This is a genomic window from Deltaproteobacteria bacterium, from assembly GCA_019308925.1.
Lineage (GTDB): Bacteria > Desulfobacterota > B13-G15 > B13-G15 > RBG-16-54-18 > JAFDHG01.
This window is the reverse complement of the sequence record JAFDHG010000048.1, coordinates 1-18,698: the sequence shown is the minus strand read 5'-3', so window position 1 is coordinate 18,698 and position 18,698 is coordinate 1. Positions and strand designations below refer to the sequence as shown.

At 51.9% G+C, this 18,698-nt stretch carries 17 protein-coding genes; 7 read left to right on the top strand and 10 right to left on the bottom strand.

Going from position 1 to position 18,698, the window contains the following annotated elements:
- The 3 genes from JRI46_08840 to JRI46_08830 form a co-directional block, all read right to left on the bottom strand.
- On the bottom strand, positions 1-1,180 hold a 1,180-nt coding region (locus tag JRI46_08840), incomplete at its 3' end, for an amino acid ABC transporter substrate-binding protein (protein MBW2039687.1).
- Positions 1,181-1,305: 125 nt separating this feature from the next.
- Entirely contained in the window at positions 1,306-2,559 is a 1,254-nt protein-coding gene (gene icd, locus JRI46_08835) for an isocitrate dehydrogenase (NADP(+)) (protein MBW2039686.1), read from the bottom strand.
- A 3-nt stretch (positions 2,560-2,562) separates the two neighbouring features.
- Positions 2,563-4,386, bottom strand: coding sequence for a histone-lysine N-methyltransferase (locus tag JRI46_08830; protein ID MBW2039685.1), 1,824 nt, complete (start codon positions 4,384-4,386; stop codon positions 2,563-2,565).
- A gap of 588 nt (positions 4,387-4,974) precedes the next feature.
- Here JRI46_08830 and JRI46_08825 point away from each other — a divergent pair.
- The 7 genes from JRI46_08825 (at position 4,975) to JRI46_08795 (ending at position 11,374) form a co-directional block, all read left to right on the top strand.
- Positions 4,975-6,093, top strand: coding sequence for a sodium ion-translocating decarboxylase subunit beta (locus JRI46_08825; GenBank protein ID MBW2039684.1), 1,119 nt, complete (start codon positions 4,975-4,977; stop codon positions 6,091-6,093).
- Between the two features lie 257 nt (positions 6,094-6,350).
- Complete coding sequence (locus JRI46_08820; protein ID MBW2039683.1) at positions 6,351-6,911, top strand: helix-turn-helix domain-containing protein; 561 nt, start codon at positions 6,351-6,353, stop codon at positions 6,909-6,911.
- 36 nt (positions 6,912-6,947) lie between these two features.
- The gene (gene maf / locus JRI46_08815) at positions 6,948-7,529 is read left to right on the top strand and encodes a septum formation protein Maf (GenBank protein ID MBW2039682.1); all 582 of its coding nucleotides are present in this window, start codon (positions 6,948-6,950) and stop codon (positions 7,527-7,529) included.
- Positions 7,530-7,750: 221 nt separating this feature from the next.
- Positions 7,751-8,434, top strand: a complete 684-nt coding sequence (locus JRI46_08810) for a YggS family pyridoxal phosphate-dependent enzyme (protein MBW2039681.1) — start codon at positions 7,751-7,753, stop codon at positions 8,432-8,434.
- Positions 8,435-8,436: 2 nt separating this feature from the next.
- Positions 8,437-9,816, top strand: a complete 1,380-nt coding sequence (gene argH / locus JRI46_08805) for an argininosuccinate lyase (protein ID MBW2039680.1) — start codon at positions 8,437-8,439, stop codon at positions 9,814-9,816.
- Positions 9,810-10,835 (top strand): hypothetical protein, encoded by a 1,026-nt coding sequence (locus JRI46_08800; GenBank protein ID MBW2039679.1) that lies wholly within the window; start codon positions 9,810-9,812, stop codon positions 10,833-10,835. The genes argH and JRI46_08800 overlap by 7 nt, the downstream gene beginning before the upstream one ends.
- 11 nt (positions 10,836-10,846) lie before the next feature.
- Complete coding sequence (locus tag JRI46_08795) at positions 10,847-11,374, top strand: hypothetical protein (protein MBW2039678.1); 528 nt, start codon at positions 10,847-10,849, stop codon at positions 11,372-11,374.
- 2 nt (positions 11,375-11,376) lie between these two features.
- Here the strand turns inward: JRI46_08795 and JRI46_08790 are convergent, their stop codons facing one another.
- From JRI46_08790 to JRI46_08760, 7 genes are all read right to left on the bottom strand, one after another.
- Positions 11,377-12,042 carry an MBL fold metallo-hydrolase gene (locus JRI46_08790; GenBank protein MBW2039677.1) on the bottom strand — a complete coding sequence of 222 codons (666 nt, stop codon included), beginning with the start codon at positions 12,040-12,042 and terminating at the stop codon, positions 11,377-11,379.
- Positions 12,043-12,166: 124 nt separating this feature from the next.
- Positions 12,167-12,982 (bottom strand): ABC transporter ATP-binding protein, encoded by an 816-nt coding sequence (locus JRI46_08785; protein ID MBW2039676.1) that lies wholly within the window; start codon positions 12,980-12,982, stop codon positions 12,167-12,169.
- Positions 12,983-12,989: 7 nt separating this feature from the next.
- Positions 12,990-14,060: a branched-chain amino acid ABC transporter permease gene (locus JRI46_08780; protein MBW2039675.1), complete on the bottom strand. Its 1,071-nt coding sequence runs from the start codon at positions 14,058-14,060 to the stop codon at positions 12,990-12,992.
- Between the two features lie 47 nt (positions 14,061-14,107).
- Positions 14,108-14,986: a branched-chain amino acid ABC transporter permease gene (locus JRI46_08775; GenBank protein ID MBW2039674.1), complete on the bottom strand. Its 879-nt coding sequence runs from the start codon at positions 14,984-14,986 to the stop codon at positions 14,108-14,110.
- A gap of 16 nt (positions 14,987-15,002) precedes the next feature.
- Positions 15,003-16,946, bottom strand: coding sequence for an AMP-binding protein (locus JRI46_08770; GenBank protein MBW2039673.1), 1,944 nt, complete (start codon positions 16,944-16,946; stop codon positions 15,003-15,005).
- A 30-nt stretch (positions 16,947-16,976) separates the two neighbouring features.
- Positions 16,977-17,804: an ABC transporter ATP-binding protein gene (locus JRI46_08765; GenBank protein ID MBW2039672.1), complete on the bottom strand. Its 828-nt coding sequence runs from the start codon at positions 17,802-17,804 to the stop codon at positions 16,977-16,979.
- Between the two features lie 4 nt (positions 17,805-17,808).
- Positions 17,809-18,698: ABC transporter substrate-binding protein (locus JRI46_08760; GenBank protein ID MBW2039671.1), on the bottom strand; the 890-nt coding region annotated here is incomplete at its 5' end.

The following is an 18,698-nucleotide window of genomic DNA, read 5'->3' as shown; positions in this document are numbered from 1 at the left end:
CCTGCCACTGCATGTCTACCATCGAATGGCCGACCTGTTTCCCTGTCTCATCGACGTCCCATCCTCCGTAGAAGGACATGAACTTGAGTTTGCCGAGGGCGGCCCTGACCTTGGTGGGATCAATGCTATTGGCCTTTTCTACGGCCAGAACGTAAGCCAAGACTTGCGCTCCAGCTTCAGCAGCATGATAGTCGGGTATGATGTCCTTCCCCAGGGCCTTTTTGAACAGCTTCACAAACTCATCTTGACTTGGACCAATCCATTTTAGCCCTTCTTTTTTAGCTGCCTTAGGGGAATATTTGACGCCATATTCCCAGTGCGAGGGACCCATGACGCCCTCTGCCATGCTGCCCAGGGCATTATAGAAGGCCGGCAAGGTCGCAGCGGCTATCAGCGACAGGACCTTCGCATCTATATCCAGATCCGCCATCTGCCGGTTAAAGAGCTGACCATCTTCAAAATGTCCCCCACCGAGCACTATCTCTGGCTTTGCCGCCTTCAGGTCAGAAAGCAGTGGCGTTAAATCAGTCACCCCTTTAGGATAGGTGCGCTTAAAGACTATCTGAAAACCGAGTTCTTTGGCATGTCTTTCCGCCCCATCCAGGACCATTCTGGCGAACTCGCTGTCCTCGTAGGCCAGGGCTACCCTTTTGGCCTTGGGATCAATCTTGTGAATCATGTCGAGGGTCCCCACATGATATCTGGTGCCTGGACCAATGGTTTGAACAATGTATTTAAAACCCTGCCGGAAGATACGGTCGCTGGCACCACCATGATCCATGTAGAGCATGCTATATTTTTCCGACACAGGGGCTCCGGAAAGAGTGAGTCCTGAGCTATATGGGGCAAAAACAACGTTCACTTTATCAACCGTGACCAACCTCTCGACAAGGCTGGTCACAGCCTCTTTTTTGGATTCACAATCATAGTATTTATACTCAAGAGGAACTTTCTTTCCAGCTATCTTGACCCCACCATAGACCTCATTAACCCATTTGACACATCCCTTTATCCCCCCAATGGCCTGTTCCCCTGCCTTGGCATACTTTCCCGAAATACATGCGGAGTGACCGATTAACACCTTGTTAGGCACCTTTGGCGCAGCAGGCGCATAGACTGCTACCACCAGCCCCAAGGCCACCACAATACCTATAACCCCTATCAACCACCTATTCCTCATAATGACCCCTCCTTTCATTTAATTTTGTAATTTTGTCCCCAAATTTCCCTCAAGATTTTTTTGATGGCCTTTCTTCCCCTCCTTTCACACCTTAAATTTTACACGTTTTGAATACAACCCCAACTCTAAACATAACTATCAGATCCTGTCAAGCTTTTTTCTTCTCCCATATTCCTCACCACTGCCTCCCCAAATTGGGAACAACTGAGAAGCATGGCCCCCCTCATCTGCTGGTACAGGTCATAGGTAACGGTCTTGGCCCTGATGGTCCTCTTGAGGGCCTGCTCAATTAGCCGGGCAGCCTCAACCCAACCCAGGTACTCCAGCATCATGGCCCCGGAGAGGATCATAGAGCTGGGGTTTACCTTGTCCTGGCCAGCATATTTGGGGGCGCTCCCGTGAGTTGGCTCAAAGATAGCTACCTCATCCCCTAAGTTGGCCCCAGGGGCCATCCCCAGACCACCCACCTGCGCGGCGCAGGCATCAGAGAAGTAGTCACCGTTGAGGTTGGGCATGGCCAGGACATCGTAATCCTCTGGCCTTAAAAGGACCTGTTGGAACATGGCATCGGCAAGACGATCCTTGATGACGACCTTGTTATTGGGTAATTCACCACCAATGACCTCCTCCAGCTCTTCCTCCTTGATCACCTGCCCTGCGAACTCCTGCTGGGCCACCTCATAACCCCAATCTCGGAATGCCCCTTCCGTGTACTTCATGATGTTCCCTTTGTGGACCAGGGTCACGCTGCGCCGTCCCTTTTCCAGGGCATACTCGATCGCCCTGCTCACCAATCTCTTACTGGCAAAGGGGCTGATCGGCTTTATACCTATGCCCGAGCCCTCCCTGATCTCAACACCCATTTTCTCACGCAGAAATCGGATCAGCCTCTCACCCCCCTCACTCCCTCCCCTCCACTCTATCCCCGCATAGACATCCTCGGTGTTCTCACGGAATATTACAAAATCTACCCTCTCGGGCCCTTTCAGTGGTGAGGGGGTACCCTGGATATAGCGGATGGGCCTTATACAGGCATAGAGATCAAATATCTGCCTCAGGGCTACATTAAGACTACGCAATCCACCGGCCACTGGTGTGGTCAGAGGACCTTTGATGGCCACCTTGTAATTACCTATGACCTGCAGGGTCTCAGGGGGGAGGGGATCGCCGTATCGCTTTATGGCCTCTTCCCCAGCCCATACCTGTTGCCAGGCGACCTTTCTCTTTCCAGCGTAGGCCCTCTCTATTGCCGCATCAATTACCAGAACGGCTGCCTGCCAGATATCCGCCCCTACCCCATCCCCCTTGATAAAGGGGATAACAGGACTGTCAGGCATAGTGACTACCTTCCCGTCCTTTACCTCTACCCTCCCCTCCATCTCTCAGGCCAAATCCTCTGCCTTGACCAACTCCTCAAACCTCAGATCCATCCCCAGGATCCCCACAATCTCTTCATCCTCGTTCCTGATGGGGGCGGAGACGGTGATACAGAGGGCGCCGGTGATCACGGAGGTATAGAAATCGGTCACATAGACCTTTCCCGTCTTGAGGGGCTCTATAAACCACTCCCGATTGGAGTAATCGACATCGGTATCGATATGCTCATACTTGGCGCGATCTTCGGGATGGGTGATATTTCTGGTGACCTTGTGCCCCTTCAGGTCGGTGACGTAGAGCCACTGGATGAAGGGGTTCTCCTGCTCGATCTTCTCCAAAAGGGCCTCTTGGCGCGGGGGGTCCATAGACCTTATGGCTGGATCATCCACCACCTCTTCGATAAGATGGGCGGCCATCTCATAGGCCCGCTGCTTTATCAGATCAAAATCAGAGATAAAGAGCTCGGGGAGACGCTTCCGGGCCTTTTTCTCCATCTCCTCTGAGGAGATATCAGTGGTTCTGCCCTGGGCATACTCCTCCTTTACCCACTTATATATCTTGGCCACCCCCGGGTGCCTCTTGTCCACGCGCTCATTGCCGGTCAGGGCAAAGTGGGAATTGATCCATTGGGTGATCCCTGCGGTGCCCGATTTATCGTTTATGGCCACGGTAAGGGGCCTATTCAGGATCTTCTCGGTGTTGAAGATGTTGTAGATCTCCTCATTCTTGAGGATACCATCGGCGTGGATGCCCGCCCTGGTGGTATTAAACTCCGCCCCAACAAAGGGATAGTTTTTGGGTACATGCTCACCGATAATCCTCTCATAATAATTCCTGATCTCGGTGATGACAGTGGTGTCGACCCCGTTCTGATCCCCCATAAGGCTGATATATTCAATGATCAACCCCTCAAGGGGAGCGTTGCCAGTCCTCTCACCAAACCCGAGCAGGGTCCCGTTGACTGCGGAGCATCCATATAGCCAGGCGGTGGTGGAGTTGATGATAACTTTATGGAAGTCATTGTGGCCATGCCACTCCAGATCCTCCGAGGGAATGCCTGCATCATCCACCAGGGCACGTATTAGCTTCGGGACGCTCCGGGGCAAGGCAGCACCTGGATACGGAACCCCCAATCCCATGGTATCGCACAATCTGATCTTCAGCGATGCCCCCCCCTCCTCGGCCAAGCGCATGAGCTCTTGGGCCAAGGGGACTACAAATCCATAGATGTCCGCCCTGGTGATATCCTCAAAGTGACATCGCGGCTTCACCCCCTTTTCCAAGGCCGCCTCCACGACCCGGAGGTAGTCTATCATGGCGGCCCTCCTGTTTTTGTTCAGCTTTAAAAAGATGTGATAATCCGATACAGAGGTCAAGATCCCTGTCTCCTTGAGGTCCATCTCACGGACTAGCTTGAAATCACCCTTGTCTGCCCTGATCCAACCCGTGATCTCGGGGTATCGATATCCCCTCTCCAAACACCTCTGAACGGCCTCTTTGTCCCTGTCGCTGTAGAGGAAGAAGTCAGTCTGACGGATTACCCCATTGGGACCTCCTAATCTGTGGAGCATATCGTATAGGTCTACCATCTGCTGTACAGTATATGGGGGTCTGGCCTGTTGTCCATCTCTAAAGGTGGTGTCGGTGATAAATATCTCCTCTGGGGGATCTATCAGCTCGACACGGTGGTCGAATTCAATGCGACATACCTCTTCGTAGGGAAAGATCTCCCTGAATAAATTGGGTTCATCCACATCCTGTAGCTGGAACCTCTCCCTCTTCCTGTAGCGGTTGTCGAGAAAGCTTTTCCCCCTCTTCATTATGACCATCTTTCCCCTCCTGAGTTGTTATGTCCAAACAATGATATTTCTAATGCAAAACAGTGTCAATAATTTTTCCTTATTTGCCTTTCATTTTTCTCTCTCCTGTCCCTTGAATAAGTTGGAGATAAACCCGTAATACCTCAGTCTTGGTAGGATGGGCTTCAAAGGGCCTCTTATCCCCGAGCGAAGTTGCTGGGAGCGGTGGGGCACCCACCGAGGGAGAGTAGGAAGGGGAAAGCCCCGCCTTTAGAGCGGGGAAGGGGCAAGTATTCCCCGCCTGCGAACCCCGAAAGGGTCACTGCGAAAGCTCTGAAGCGAGGGGATAAGGGGCCCTCCTCCCCTGATAACTGAGGCATTACACGAATCCCTTATTTCCTCTTGCCAAGAATGAAATAATGTGTTACCAAAATATGTGATTTATTTCTCAAAAGGAGGTCGAGATGATTCTTTGGGAACAGGCTTTTAGGATATTCCTCTTTGGCTTCTGCGGGGTCTTTGTCACCTTAGGGATCCTGGTCATCACCATCCTCATCTTAGGGAGGGTCGTCAACCTGTTCAAATAGCCCAATATTGCCTACAAAGGAGGATTTGATCATGACGGAGTTTCTCAACACCATGTTATGGAAGACGGGTTTTGTTAACCTGGATGTGAAACAGGTGATCATGTGGCTCATAGGTTTTGTGTTCATCTATCTGGCCATCAAAAAAGACTATGAACCCCTTCTACTGCTACCCATAGGGTTTGCCATTTTTGTTGTTAACTTGCCCCTTACCGCCCTCATGGAGAAAGGTGGCCTGTTACAAATTTTCTACCACTATGGTTTGGAATGGGAAGTGATCCCTCCCCTTATCTTCTTGGGCTTGGGCGCCATGACCGATTTCGGTCCCCTCATCGCCAACCCCAAGACACTTTTATTGGGGGCTGCCGCCCAGTTTGGTGTTTATGTAGCATTCTTCGGAGCTCTTTTGATCGGCTTCAATATCCCTGAGGCCTGCTCCATCGGGATCATTGGAGGGGCGGATGGACCAACCACCATCTATACCACTGTGCAGCTGGCCCCTCATCTCTTGGGGGCCACGGCAATAGCGGCCTATTCTTACATGTCCATGGTCCCGATCATTCAGCCCCCCATTATGAAGCTGCTCACAACTGCGAAAGAGCGCAAGATCACGATGCGCCAGTTGCGCCCGGTCTCAAGATTGGAGAAGATCCTCTTTCCATTGGCTGCTACGTTAATCATCTGCCTCATCGTACCACCTGCTGCCCCTTTGATGGCCATGTTCATGATCGGCAACCTCTTCAGGGAATCAGGGGTCGTGAAGAGGTTGGCTGGGGCGGCCCAAAATGAGCTGATGAATATCGTCACCATCTTCTTAGGGGTATCGGTGGGGGCCACCATGTCAGCGGAAAGCTTCTTGAGGCCTCAGTCCCTGTTGGTGTTCGCCCTGGGGCTGGTGGCTTTTGCCTTTAGCACTGCTGGAGGATTGATCTTGGCGAAACTTATGAATCTGTTTTTAAAAGAAAAGATAAATCCCCTTATCGGTTCGGCAGGGGTCTCAGCTGTCCCTATGGCATCCAGGGTGGCACAAAAGGTTGGGGCCGAGGCTGATCCCAAAAACTTCCTTCTCATGCATGCTATGGGTCCCAATATCGCGGGGGTCATCGGTACTGTGGTGGCCGCTGGTTTCTTTATCTCTTTGGCAGGGGGTTAAGCAAAATGCCAGGGGCCTCAGGCCCCTGGCTTCCCTCAACTCTTTTTCTTCCCAATAATGGCAAGGAGTTTAACGCCCGCCTTATCATTCTATTTTTGGAACAACTTTGTTCAAAAACCTTTAAAATCAATTTTATCTAACTTTGACCCAAATTCTTCTTGACAAAAAATAGATTAGTTAATATAATTGGTTGTTTTCTTCAAAGATTTATGCTAAGGGTAAGAGGCTTTGAACCTTAAGGAGGGAGGTTGAGACTTATGGTAGAGACCCAAACTTTAGATATCGGCAGCAAACTCAAGGCCATTCGAGGTGAAAAGAGAATATCTCTGCGCACGTTGGCCAAATTGAGCGGCCTTTCGGTAAACACCCTGAGCCTCATAGAGAGGAATATCACCTCTCCCACGGTGAACACCCTCTCCAGCATCAGCAGGGCCTTGGGGGTGAAGATCAATTACTTCTTCGACGAACAAAGGATAGAAGAGGCGATCTTCAGCAAAAGGGATCAACGCAAAGAGGTGGAAACCAAGGATAAGGGAATAAGATTGGAGACCCTCGGTTCAGGCCTCATCCAGCAGGGCCTGGAGGCCTATGTGATTAGCGCCAGCAAAGGGGCCAAGAGTGGAACCAAAGGGGTGAGTCATCTCGGCGATGAGTTGGCCTTCTGCCTGCGTGGTAAATTCCAATTTGAGGTGAAAAGGGAAAAATATACCCTGGAAGAAGGGGATAGCCTCCTCTTCAAGGGAAGTCTCCCTCAGCAATGGGAGAATATGGGAGGTGGGGATTCCGTTCTCCTCATTGTGAGAGGAATGGAGAAATAAGAGTTTCTAGCCTCCCTTAGCACACCCTCAAAGACCATGTCAAAAAAGTTGATTCTGGCTTCTTCTTCGCCGCGGAGAAGAAGCCTCCTCTCTTCCCTGGGGTTTGAGTTTGGGGTTATCCCTGCAGAGGTAAACGAAATTCCCTCTTCTCATGAATCACCTAAAGACTTTGCCTTAAGGGTAGCGGAGAGAAAGGCCCTTGTGATAGGGGAGAAATATCCCCAGAACTGGATTATAGGGGCCGATACCGTGGTCGCCATAGGAGGGGAGATCTTGGGGAAACCCCGTGGAAAGGACGAGGCAAAACGGATGTTGGAGCGATTGGCCGACAAAGAGCACCTGGTGATCACCGGCTATTGCCTCTTAAAATTGGCAGATGGGAAAAGGATAGAGGGGGCCGAAGAGACTCGGGTTAAAATAAAGTCCCTCGAGGAAAGGGAGATGGATTGGTACATCAATACAGGGGAACCCTTCGATAAGGCTGGGGGATATGCCATACAGGGAAAAGGGGCCTTTATGGTAGAATGGATACAAGGTTCTTACACCAATGTGGTGGGGCTTCCCCTTTGCCAACTAATCGAACTCCTCAAAGATCTAGAGGTTATCGATATCTTTTAAAAACTTTTGGGTCATCCTCAAATTAGTAGGTGGAATTGAAAGGGTTCAAGGGTTCAAAATGAGGGTTCTAGGATTCCAGGATTCTAGGGCTTGCGGCGAGCTCAGCCGAGCGGTTCTAGTGTATTTCACTCGACCGCTGGACCCCTTGGCCCCTGGAACCCTATGAGATAAATCCTGGACCCTTTTTAGTAACTTTTTAGAAGAACCAAGAATATAAAAAGATGGACGACATAAAGGAAAATCTCCGTAAGGTAAAGGAAAGAATAGAAAAGGCGGCAACAGAGGTGGGGAGGGATCCCCAAGGGATAAGGCTAATCGCAGTCAGCAAGACCGTAGAGGTAGAAAAGATAAGGGAGGCGGTCTCTGCAGGGGCAACGATCTTGGGGGAAAACTACGTCCAAGAGGCGATGAAAAAGATCGAGGAGATAGGTCGCACCGGGCTTCAATGGCACCTCATCGGACACCTCCAAACCAATAAGGCCAAATATGCGGTGGGGGTCTTCGACCTGATCCATTCGGTGGATAGCATCAAATTGGCCAGGGAACTGGACAGAAGGGCCGCAGCAGAAGGCAGGGTGATTGATTGCCTGATCGAGGTAAACCTCTCCCAAGAGAGCTCCAAGTTCGGGATACGCAAGGAGGAGGCCTTGGAGCTGGCCCATGAGATAAAGGCCCTGAAAAACACCTCTTTAAAGGGGCTCATGACCATGCCACCATATTTTGATGACTCTGAGCTGGCCAGACCCTATTTCATCTCTCTGCGAAGGATCAAGGAGGAGATAGAGAGGGATGGCATCCCCCTGCCGGAGCTATCCATGGGGATGTCTGTGGATTTTGAAGTGGCCATTGAAGAAGGGGCTACCATGGTCAGGGTGGGCAGGGCGATCTTTGGTGAGAGGAGATAGTTATGGCGGAAAAACCCTGGGGAGGGAGATTTACCCAAGAGATGCACGATCTAGCAGAGGAGTTTACCTCTTCCATCTCCTTTGATAAAAGGCTTTATCGTTTCGATATTAAGGGGAGCATGGCCTACTGTGAGGCGTTGGCAAGGGCGGGGATCCTCTCCCAGGAGGAGAGGGGAAAGATCCTTCAAGCCCTGAAAGATATAGAAGAGGAGATAGAGCTGAAGGAGTTCCCCTTTTCCACCCGTTGGGAAGATATCCATATGCATATCGAACAAAGACTGCGGGAGAAGATCGGGGAGGTGGGGGGCAAACTCCACACGGGCAGGAGCAGAAACGATCAGGTATCCCTGGACATGCGCCTTTACCTCAAAGAGGAGGTGATCAGCACCCTCGGTCTCTTAAAGGGGCTTCAGGCCAGTTTGGTGGAACAGGCTGCCAAACATATGAACGCAATCATGCCTGGGTACACCCACCTGCGCAAGGCCCAACCCATCCTCTTCTCCCACCACCTGATGGCCTATTATGAGATGTTCAAGAGGGATAGGGAGAGATTGACCGAAGCCCTGCGCAGGATGGGTGTCCTCCCCTTGGGCAGCGGAGCCATGGCCGGCACCCCTTATCCCATAGACCGGAAGTATTTGGCCGAGTTGTTGGGCCTTGCCGAAATCAGCCAGAACAGCATCGATGCAGTGAGCGATAGGGACTTCGTGGTGGAGTTTCTCTCCCACTGCGCCCTCATAATGATGCACCTCAGCCGCCTTTGTGAGGAGCTCATCCTGTGGTCCACCCCGGAGTTCGGCTTCCTGCGCCTGCCTCAATCCTTCTGCACTGGCAGCAGCATCATGCCCCAAAAGGAGAACCCCGATGTGCTGGAGCTGATCAGGGCAAAGACGGGGAGGGTCTACGGCGCCCTTGTCTCTTTGCTCACCATCCTCAGGGCCCTCCCCTTGGCGTATAATAGGGATCTCCAAGAGGACAAAGAACCCCTATTCAACGCCATCGATACAGTGAAGGCATCCCTTAGAATTATGGCCAAACTCCTCGAGGGGGTAGAGGTAAACCAAGAGAGGATGAAGGAGGCCGCTGCCAAGGGCTTCACCAACGCCACCGATCTGGCCGATTACCTGGTCAAAAAGGGGATCCCCTTTAGGAAGGCCCACCAGATCGCCGGGAAGGTGGTAAAATACGCCGAAGAGAAAGACAAAAAGCTAGAGGATCTCTCCCTGGACGAACTCCGATCGTTCTCCCCGGCCATCGGAGAGGACATCTTCGACTATATTCGCATAGAGGGCTCGGTGGATCATCGTCAAAGCATAGGGGGGACAGCTCGCCAAAGGGTGGCTGAACAGATAAAGCGGGCCCAAGAGGAGCTGGCATGTTGAAGAAGAGCATCCTCCCTCTCTTGACCCTTCTCATCATCCTAGTGGGAGGATGCGGCGTCAAGGCCCCTCCCATCCCCCCTGATGTATTGGTACCTAAGGCCATCTCTGACCTGCAAGGAAAGGTACGTGAAGGTGAATTGTACCTGAGCTGGAGCGTGCCGCGTGAAAATATGGATGGCTCCAAACCAGTCGATCTGGTGGGCTTCAGGGTCCTCAGGAGGGAAGAGGCGAGAGGGTGTGTGGAGTGTCCCGGCGAGTTCCGGATAAGGGCTGATCTTGACCTTCGCGCCCCAGAGGGTTACCGCCTGGAGAGGGGTACCTTGACCTGGAGGGACGAAGACCTCAGGGAGGGAACCATATATATCTATAAGGTAATTGGCATCAACCATTGGGGTTATCCCAGCCCCCCCTCCAACGAGGCGATGATCCAATGGGGCGCTCCTCCGGCACCCCCCTCATCCCTCAAGGGAGAAGGGAGGGATAGATCGGTCCTGTTATCCTGGAAGCCAGTAGAAGGGGCGGATGGGTACGATATATACCGAAGACAGGAAGGAAACCCATTTCCTTCTGACCCCCTGAACAAGACTCCGGTAAAAGAGGAAACTTACCTCGATAAGGGGCTGCAGAACGAAAGGAAATATCTCTATGTTGTTCGGGGGGTGAAGGTTTGCGGCGAAACGCCGGTGGAGGGAAAGAGCTCCGAGGAGATCGCAGCCATTCCCATAGATATTACCCCCCCTCTTCCTCCCAGTGGCTTGATCGCCATACCCCAAGAGGAGGGGATCGAACTCGATTGGTTCCCCAACGAAGAGGCCGACCTGTTGGGCTACAATGTCTACCGTCGTGAGGTATCGGAAGGGGAATTACGCAAAATCAATAAAAAGGTAATCGAAGAGACCCATTTCCTCGACCTCAGCGCAGAAAGGGGTAAAAGCTACTATTATGCCATTACCGCCGTGGATAACTCTCCCCGATGCAACGAGAGTCCCCTCTCCCGTTTGGTCAAGGTCGAGTACTGAGGAGGCAGAAAATGGCTGAGATCAAGAGCACCGTGGACCTCGTGATGGAAAAGATAGGTAAACTGGAGATAACACCAGAGGAGAGGGAGAGGTTCAGGCAGGAAGAAGTCGAAGACCTGGCCCAGCGCCTTTTAAACCGCTATTTCGTTCAAGGGGACCAAAAGGACCTCAGTACCCTGAAAAAGGAGTTGCAGGGGGCAAGAGAGGATGTGAAGAAGGCCCTCACCGAGCTCCTCATCTCCACCTACTCCCTGGAGGACCCCTCCACGACGATCCTGGAGGGGTTGGAGATCTTGCTGAAGGGGAAGGGAAAGGATATCGTCAAGGCCCTGCGGGAGCTGACCTCAAGCTACCAGAAGGAGAGAGAGAAAGGATATCAGAAAATGGAGAAGGAGCTTCGAGAGGAATTGGCCCGCAAGGGGATATCCGGAACGGCTGTGGAACCGAATCTCGATTCCAGCCCCGGTTGGGCCGATTTTACCGACAGGTTAGACAAAGAATATAGGGGGCGAGTAAAGGGAATCTTCACCAAATCATGAACCTACAGGAGAGGAAAGATCTTCTCTTGGATCCAGCGGAAGTTCTCCTTTACGGCCTCTCTCCCCTCGATGATTTTGCCGTGTCCAGGCAGGAGATATTCCACATCTAGCTGGGAAAGCCTTATGATGCTCTCCTTGAGGAGGGCGCTGTCTCCCTCATAAAAATCCGTCCTGCCCACCCCTTCCCAGAAGAGGACATCGCCGGTAAGGAGGGCCCTTTTCTCCTTCCAATAGAGGGAGATGGACCCAGGGGAGTGGCCAGGGGTTGGGAAGACCCCAAACTCTTCCTCTCCAAGTTTTAAGATCCCCTCTTTGAGGTAGAAATGGGGTTTTATGGCAGGGATGGGGAGTCCCATGGCCTGGTAGAGCTGATAGCCAAAGGCCTTGAGGTGCCTCTCTTCCTCTCGATGAAAGGCCACTAAGACCTCCCTCTGAGAGAAGGCCGCCACCCCCTCGTGGTGATCAGGATGGAGGTGGGTGGAGATGATCAGGGCGATCTTGCCAGGGGATATCCCATCCTTCTCCATGAGTTGGAAGAGCCCGGTGAGGTACCTCAGGTGCCCCACATCGATGAGGGTGGGGATGTCGCCATCGATCACATAGGTGTTGCAGTTGTTTTCGGTGGGGTTTGTCCAGGGATAAAAAAAGAGACCATCAAAGAGTCTCATTTGGCTACTTCCCTTCACAAAGTGAAATTCTAAATACTAATTTTCCATTGCAGCCTCGCCACCCACGAACCATGAAAATCCAATATATCTCCCTCTCCCGCTGGCGAGAGAATGAATCTTCTAATTAAAGCCAGCGCTTACGCCGTTTATAGGACTTGACTTCCTTATAGGTCTTCAACGTGCCAGTAGCCGCAACCCCCAGATAGAATTCTTTGACGTCCGGATTCTCCCTTAGCTCGCTTGCTTCGTCTTCCATCACGATCTTGCCATTTTCCATGACATAACCATAGTGAGCCAATTGCAGGGCCATGTTTGCATTTTGTTCCACCAGAATAATGGTTGTTTCCTGCTCCTTATTGATTCGTCCCACGATCTCAAAGATCTCTTTAACCAGCATGGGGGCCAGGCCTAAGGAGGGTTCATCCAATAGCAACAGCCTGGGATTTGCCATCAAAGCCCTTCCAATAGCGAGCATCTGCAATTCACCACCGCTACAGTATCCAGCCAACGTCTTCCTTCGGGCCAACAGAGCTGGGAAGTAACCGTAAACCAAGTCCAGATCTTGCTTGAAGGAACGACTAGAGCGGGCCGCAGAGCGGGCCGCCGTACCCACCCTGAGATTTTCCTCCACGGTGAGGTGTTCAAATGGTGGGCGCCCTTCCAATACCTGAATAATCCCCAGACGGGTAATCGTCTCAGGGGCTGCATTCTGAATAGACCGGCCTTCATACTCTATTGAGCCCTCAGTAACCTCTCCATTCTCCGGCTTCAGCAGCCCTGAAATGGCACGCAGGGTCGTTGTCTTCCCTGCGCCATTGCTACCCAGCAGGGAAACGATCTGATTCTTCCTGATGGCAAGCGATACCCCTTTTAGAATCTGAATGACATCCGAGTATACGACGCTGATATTGTTCAGTTGCAAGAGAATATCATCCTTCATGGCACCCTCAATAGGCAAACGGCCACAGCCTAAAGCTGGAACGGACGATGCGCCACACCTCTGCCAGCCCCCGTGGCTCGAAGATGAGAAATAAGACAATGGCCAATCCAAAGACGAATTCCCGCAGGGGGGCTACAGTGATGGCCATCCCTGCGAGGCCCCCCACATTCATGGCATACTCCGTGACCCAGCTCAATATTTCACCCAATATCATGATGAAAATGGCCCCAAACACCGAACCGGATATACTCCCCAGGCCCCCGATTATGATCATGGCAATATATTCTATGGAAAGAAACAGGGTAAATGGCTCCGGGGTAATACTCATTGTATAGTAAGCCCATAGCCCCCCGGCGAATCCAGCGTAAAAAGAACTTATACCAAAAGAGAGGAGTTTATAACGAAATTTGGGAATACCCATTCCCTCAGCAGCGAGGTCGTTGTCACGAATGGCAATAAAGGCACGGCCGTACCTGCTGCGTACAAGGTTTACGGCCATCCAGCACATAAGGGCGAAGCACACAAATACCACCCAGAAAAAGGATCGATCGCTGCTGATATTCAGTCCAAAGAGGGTGGCTTCAGGAAGGATGATACCTTCTGCCCCTCCGGTAAGGCTCTCCCACTGTACGAAGACGTATTCGAGTATAAACTGGCCGGCCAGCGTGGCGATGCAGAGGTAAAGGTGTTTTAGACGGATGGAAGGTATCCCGAAGACCATGCCCACCATGGCGGTGACGACCCCGGCAGCAAGGACGGAAAACCAGAAAGGAGAACCCACCTTGGTGGCCAGAATGGCAGCGGTGTATGCCCCTACTCCGAAAAAGGCCCCGTGACCCAAGGAGATCTGGCCCGTATATCCAATGAGGATATTGAGCCCTATGGCGGCAATGGCGGCGATCCCAATACCAGTGATGACATAAAGCACATAAGGACCAGAGATGAAGGGCACAACCAAAAAAAGGAGGGCAAGGCCGATCCATACCCACACCCTACCAAAGTCTGTCTCGAAAATGGTAATCTCTTGTTCGTAGTATTCCCTAAAATTTCCGCATGGCCGAAATCGCAGTCTCTTCATCCTCTCAATGCAACCTTTCTTTTATGGTAGTGAAGCCAAAAATTTTCCTAAACCCGCTCGATCTCCACCGAACCAAAGAGCCCGTAAGGCTTGATCAACAAAATAAGGACAAGGACAATATAGGGAATCACCTCCCGCAAGGAAGTGGAGATATATCCGCCCGTGAAGGTCTCCAGTAACCCGATGATGAGACCACCCAAAATGGCCCCACCGATGCTGTCCAACCCCCCCAGGATGACCACTGGGAAGACCTTAAGGCCCATGGCGCTGAGATCGTGAACATTGATGCCTTGCATTATGCCCAGGACGATCCCGCTCATGGCGCACACTACAGCGGCAATGGCCCACGATAGGGCAAAGACCCTCCTTACGTGAACCCCCAGAGAGAGGGCAGCAGGCTGGTGATCCGCCACGGACCGCATGTAGATACCTTGGGAGGAATATTTGAAGAAGAATCCAAATACCCCCAGGAAGATCAAACCGATGATGATCGCTGAAACGTATACTGATGGTATAGTGACGGCCCCCCACTTAATGGAGAGGGCCTCGGGCAGGAATGCTGGATAATCAAATATATTACCACCGAAAACAAAAAGCATCAAACCCTTGAACATGAAGGACAGCCCGACAGTCAGCATGATTACTTCGATGAGGGCTTCGCCAATGAGGGGACGCAGGAAGAGCCTCTCGATGATAAAGCCGAGGGTAAAGCACCCCATCAGGGTTATCAAAAAGCAGACCACGATGGGCAACTTGGCCCATGCGGCAAGGACCAGGAAAATGAAGGCACCTATTGACAGCAATTCGCCATGGGCAAAATTGAGCACACTGCTGGATTTAAAGATCATGACAAAACCCAATGCGGAAAGGGCGTATAAAAAACCCATAGACAAACCGTTAACCAGGAGTTGAATAAAATATTCCATCGGGGCAAGTCCCTCCTTATTCGAGAGCTAATATCTTTACCGTGGTCTCAATGGTGCCCACGTGTCCGTCCCGATATCGCACCTGACCTGTCACCTTTAATTCATCCTGATCTCTGTACATGGCCTCGATCAAGTCCTTATATTGCTCATAGACGAACGTCCTGCGCACCTTTCCGGTCCGAGTCAATTCCTGGTCATCGGCATCCAGGAGTTTGTACAGCAGCAAAATCTTGCGAATCTTCATGTGTTTGGGCAATCGCTCGCTGACCTCCTTGACTTCACCGCAGATCAGCTCTTCTACCCGAGGCTGCTGGGAGAGATCGGTGTAAGTAGTGTAGGGGATCCGCCGATCCTCGGCCCAATCCCCCACGGTTTCCATGTCTATATTGATCATGGCCGTAATATATGGCATCCCCTCCCCGAAGATCACCGCCTCCTTGATATAAGGACTGAATTTGAGCCGAGTCTCTATAAAGTCCGGGGAAAAGGCCTCCCCTTCTTTGGTGCGCATGATCTCCTGTTTTCGCCCAATGATCACCAGTTGACCATCGTCATCAAAATACCCGGCATCCCCTGTATGCAGCCACCCATCCCTCAATGTTGCGGCTGTCTCCTCTGGGTCCTGATAGTACCCCATAAAGTTCGAAGGGGTCGACACCAGCACCTCCTGATCCTCCGCAATCCTGACCTCGGTGCGGGGCAATGGCTTACCCACGGTCTCGGGTTTAACCTCTCCATCAGGGTGGATCTGAAAGACCCCCCCGGACTCGGTGAGGCCATAGGCCTGCTTCAAATTCAGCCCATTGGCTCGAAAAAAACGGATGACATCGGGGCTTAGGGGATGCCCCCCGCTGGCGACGGTCCGAAGCTGCGAACAGCCCACTCGATCCAGAAGGGATCGATAGATGAGCCAGGAGGCCAACCAATTGAGGAACTTAAACCACATGGTAACAGGTTGCTTCTTGGACTCCCTGTCCACCCTCGCCTCCCCTATCCTCTGGCAGAGGCGGTAAATGCTACGCTTGATCAATCCAGAGTCGCTGATCTTCACCCGAATCTTGGAGGCCAGGTCCTCCCAGAACCGTGAGGAGGTGATCATTATGGCGGGTCCAACCTCACGTAAGTCCTCCACAACCGTTTCCGGGGTCTCAGGGAAATTCATGACCATCCCTCCGCAGAGTGCAACCCCCATCCCCCACATTTGGTCAACAATCCAAGCAGGCGGCGTGATCGAGATCCAGTTGTCTCCGATACCAATGGGTGAGGCCTCCAACCATTTTCTCCCCATATCAATGATGTTCTTGTAGCTCAACATGGCAAATTTCGGAACGCCTGTGGTCCCGGAGGTCATAATCATCAAGGCGAGATCATCGGACTTGCCTTTCCACAACTCCTCCTCGAAACGTTTGGGTTGTTGCTTGTCTAATTCTCGGCCCAGCTCCAGAAGTTCGGCAAAACTCAGCAGCCATGGGTTGTCCCTATAGCTCCTCATCCCTGTGCGATCGATGTATATGACGCGCCGGACGTGAGAGAGTTCTTCCTGGGCCTCCAATAACTTATCGGTCTGCTCCTGATCCTGGGAAACTACATAGGCGGTTTGAACACGATTCAATCCAAAGGTCAGCTCCTTGGTCACCGATGATGTATATAAATTCAGGGTATGGGCCCCCAGAGACTGAGCCGCAAGCTCACTGAATAGCCATTCAGGATGGTTATCCGTGATTATGCCAATATGTTCGCCCCGTTTGAGTCCGATGGCCAAAAGGCCCAAGGCCACATGCTTGACATAATTAAGATAATCTTGCCAGGTATAGGGCTCCCAGATCCCATAGGCCTTCTCCCGAATGGCAATCCTCTCGGAGCCCCACCGTTGCGCCTGCTTGGCCAAGATCTGAGGAAAGGTATACTCGGAGAAAGAAGATAATTGCTGTTCATCGATGCGTTCTTTGGTCGCCTTCATTGTGCTCTGCTAAGGGCCTTTACCCATCGGCTAGATGGTCCCTGTATCACCCAGGTACGCCTTTATGACCTCAGGGTGGTTTTGTACCATTTCTGGGGAGCCCTCTGTGAGCTTTTTCCCAAAGTCCATCACAATAACCCGTTTTGAGATGCTCATAACAACGGACATATCGTGCTCCACCAGGACCATGGTCTGCCCCCATGCCTCGTTCAACTCCACCAGGAACCGGACCATGTCCTCCTTTTCTTCCAGGGTCATCCCGGCGAAGGGCTCATCCAGCAACAGGAGCTTTGGCTCCAGGGCCATGGCACGGCCAAGGTCCACCCTCTTTCGTAACCCATAGGGGAGGCCACCCACTGGCTTCTTCCTAATGGACTGTATCTCCAGAAAATCGATGATCTCCTCTACGACCCGCCTGTGACGGACCTCTTCCCTCTTGACCGATGGCCAGAAAAGGGATGCCAGCCCCACGCTATATTTACAGTGAACATGTCGGGCCAGAAGGATATTGGCGATGACGCTGGCCCCAGGGAAGAGCTCGATATTCTGAAAGGTCCTTCCGATGCCAAGTCTTGTTACTTGATGGGGATGAAGGCCTCTGACGTCCTCTCCATTGAAGAGGATCTGCCCCTTTTGTGGATGATAATAGCCTGTCATGGAGTTCAGCAGACTCGTTTTGCCCGCACCATTTGGCCCTATAATGGCCAACAGCTCTCCTGTGTTGACGCTACAATTTATATCTTGAAGGGCCACAATCCCTCCAAAACTCAGAGATAGATCCTTCACCTCCAACTCAGCCCGACGGTCATCGGGCTGAGTGGAGGCGAAGATGCTCGGTTGCCCTCGAAATGCCTTCATTATGTTACTTTTTCAAAACCTTGATCTGCCCTTTCCCGGGGACAAAGAAGTTCGTCACCGGTGTGTAGGTGGCATCTTCGTGAATTTGCACGATCCTGGCCGTGAATGAACCCTCATGGCTGTCCTTGCTAAAGGAAGTCTTGGGGAGGAGCCCCCCAAAGTCTTCATTTCGGAAGGACTCCATGGCCTTATTGATGGTCTCGCCGTTTATCTTCCCAAATTTTTCATTGGCCCTTATAAAGGCCCTCTCCATAACCATGCCCATGATGACACCCTCCCAGTAGGAGGTATCGAAGCTTGTCACCGTCTTGTAACGCTTGCCCAGATCCAGCATGAACTTTACTCCAGGTGCATTATCCACAGGGAGGCCTCCTGAGAACTGCATGAAGAGCCGATCACGGATCAGGCCTTTTCCAAGAGCCCAGAAGTCCGGGTCCGTGGAGGTCCAGGTGCCGAAGAACGGGACATTGAGGCCAACGCGATCCGCATCCCTGAGGGCAATGGTAATGTGGGCCGGGAGCATCTGCATGAAGATATACTCTGCCCCCTTGTCCTTCAGCCGAAGCAGTTCAGTGCTCAGATCGACCGTCTTTGTAGGGCATTGTTCTATCGCAACAATATTGACATTGTGTTTGGCAGCATATTCCTTGCTCGGTGCATGAATGGACTTCCCGTAGGTATTGTTATAGGTCAGGAGGCCGACCTTGGGGGGTTTCTTCCCTTTGTGGATGGCCAGGATATATTCCAGCACGGCTTGGGAGTCCAATACATAGCTACCAAAGGGTAGATACATATAATCCAATGGGGGCTTGAGAATTCCCTGATAGGTGGAATAATTTATGGTAGGCACCTTGTATTTCTGGATAATAGGCTTTACCGATATCCCTGTGCCAG

Excerpts from the sequence above, each read along its gene's own strand:
- JRI46_08800 (MBW2039679.1), top strand. The coding sequence starts at position 9,810 with ATGTTGAAGAAGAGCATCCTCCCTCTCTTGACCCTTCTCATCATCCTA.
- JRI46_08825 (MBW2039684.1), top strand. The coding sequence starts at position 4,975 with ATGACGGAGTTTCTCAACACCATGTTATGGAAGACGGGTTTTGTTAAC.
- JRI46_08765 (MBW2039672.1), bottom strand. The coding sequence starts at position 17,804 with ATGAAGGCATTTCGAGGGCAACCGAGCATCTTCGCCTCCACTCAGCCC.
- JRI46_08820 (MBW2039683.1), top strand. The coding sequence starts at position 6,351 with ATGGTAGAGACCCAAACTTTAGATATCGGCAGCAAACTCAAGGCCATT.
- JRI46_08775 (MBW2039674.1), bottom strand. The coding sequence starts at position 14,986 with ATGGAATATTTTATTCAACTCCTGGTTAACGGTTTGTCTATGGGTTTT.
- JRI46_08795 (MBW2039678.1), top strand. The coding sequence starts at position 10,847 with ATGGCTGAGATCAAGAGCACCGTGGACCTCGTGATGGAAAAGATAGGT.
- JRI46_08780 (MBW2039675.1), bottom strand. The coding sequence starts at position 14,060 with ATGAAGAGACTGCGATTTCGGCCATGCGGAAATTTTAGGGAATACTAC.
- argH (MBW2039680.1), top strand. The coding sequence starts at position 8,437 with ATGGCGGAAAAACCCTGGGGAGGGAGATTTACCCAAGAGATGCACGAT.
- JRI46_08810 (MBW2039681.1), top strand. The coding sequence starts at position 7,751 with ATGGACGACATAAAGGAAAATCTCCGTAAGGTAAAGGAAAGAATAGAA.
- JRI46_08770 (MBW2039673.1), bottom strand. The coding sequence starts at position 16,946 with ATGAAGGCGACCAAAGAACGCATCGATGAACAGCAATTATCTTCTTTC.
- maf (MBW2039682.1), top strand. The coding sequence starts at position 6,948 with ATGTCAAAAAAGTTGATTCTGGCTTCTTCTTCGCCGCGGAGAAGAAGC.
- JRI46_08785 (MBW2039676.1), bottom strand. The coding sequence starts at position 12,982 with ATGAAGGATGATATTCTCTTGCAACTGAACAATATCAGCGTCGTATAC.
- icd (MBW2039686.1), bottom strand. The coding sequence starts at position 2,559 with ATGGAGGGGAGGGTAGAGGTAAAGGACGGGAAGGTAGTCACTATGCCT.
- JRI46_08790 (MBW2039677.1), bottom strand. The coding sequence starts at position 12,042 with ATGAGACTCTTTGATGGTCTCTTTTTTTATCCCTGGACAAACCCCACC.
- JRI46_08830 (MBW2039685.1), bottom strand. The coding sequence starts at position 4,386 with ATGGTCATAATGAAGAGGGGGAAAAGCTTTCTCGACAACCGCTACAGG.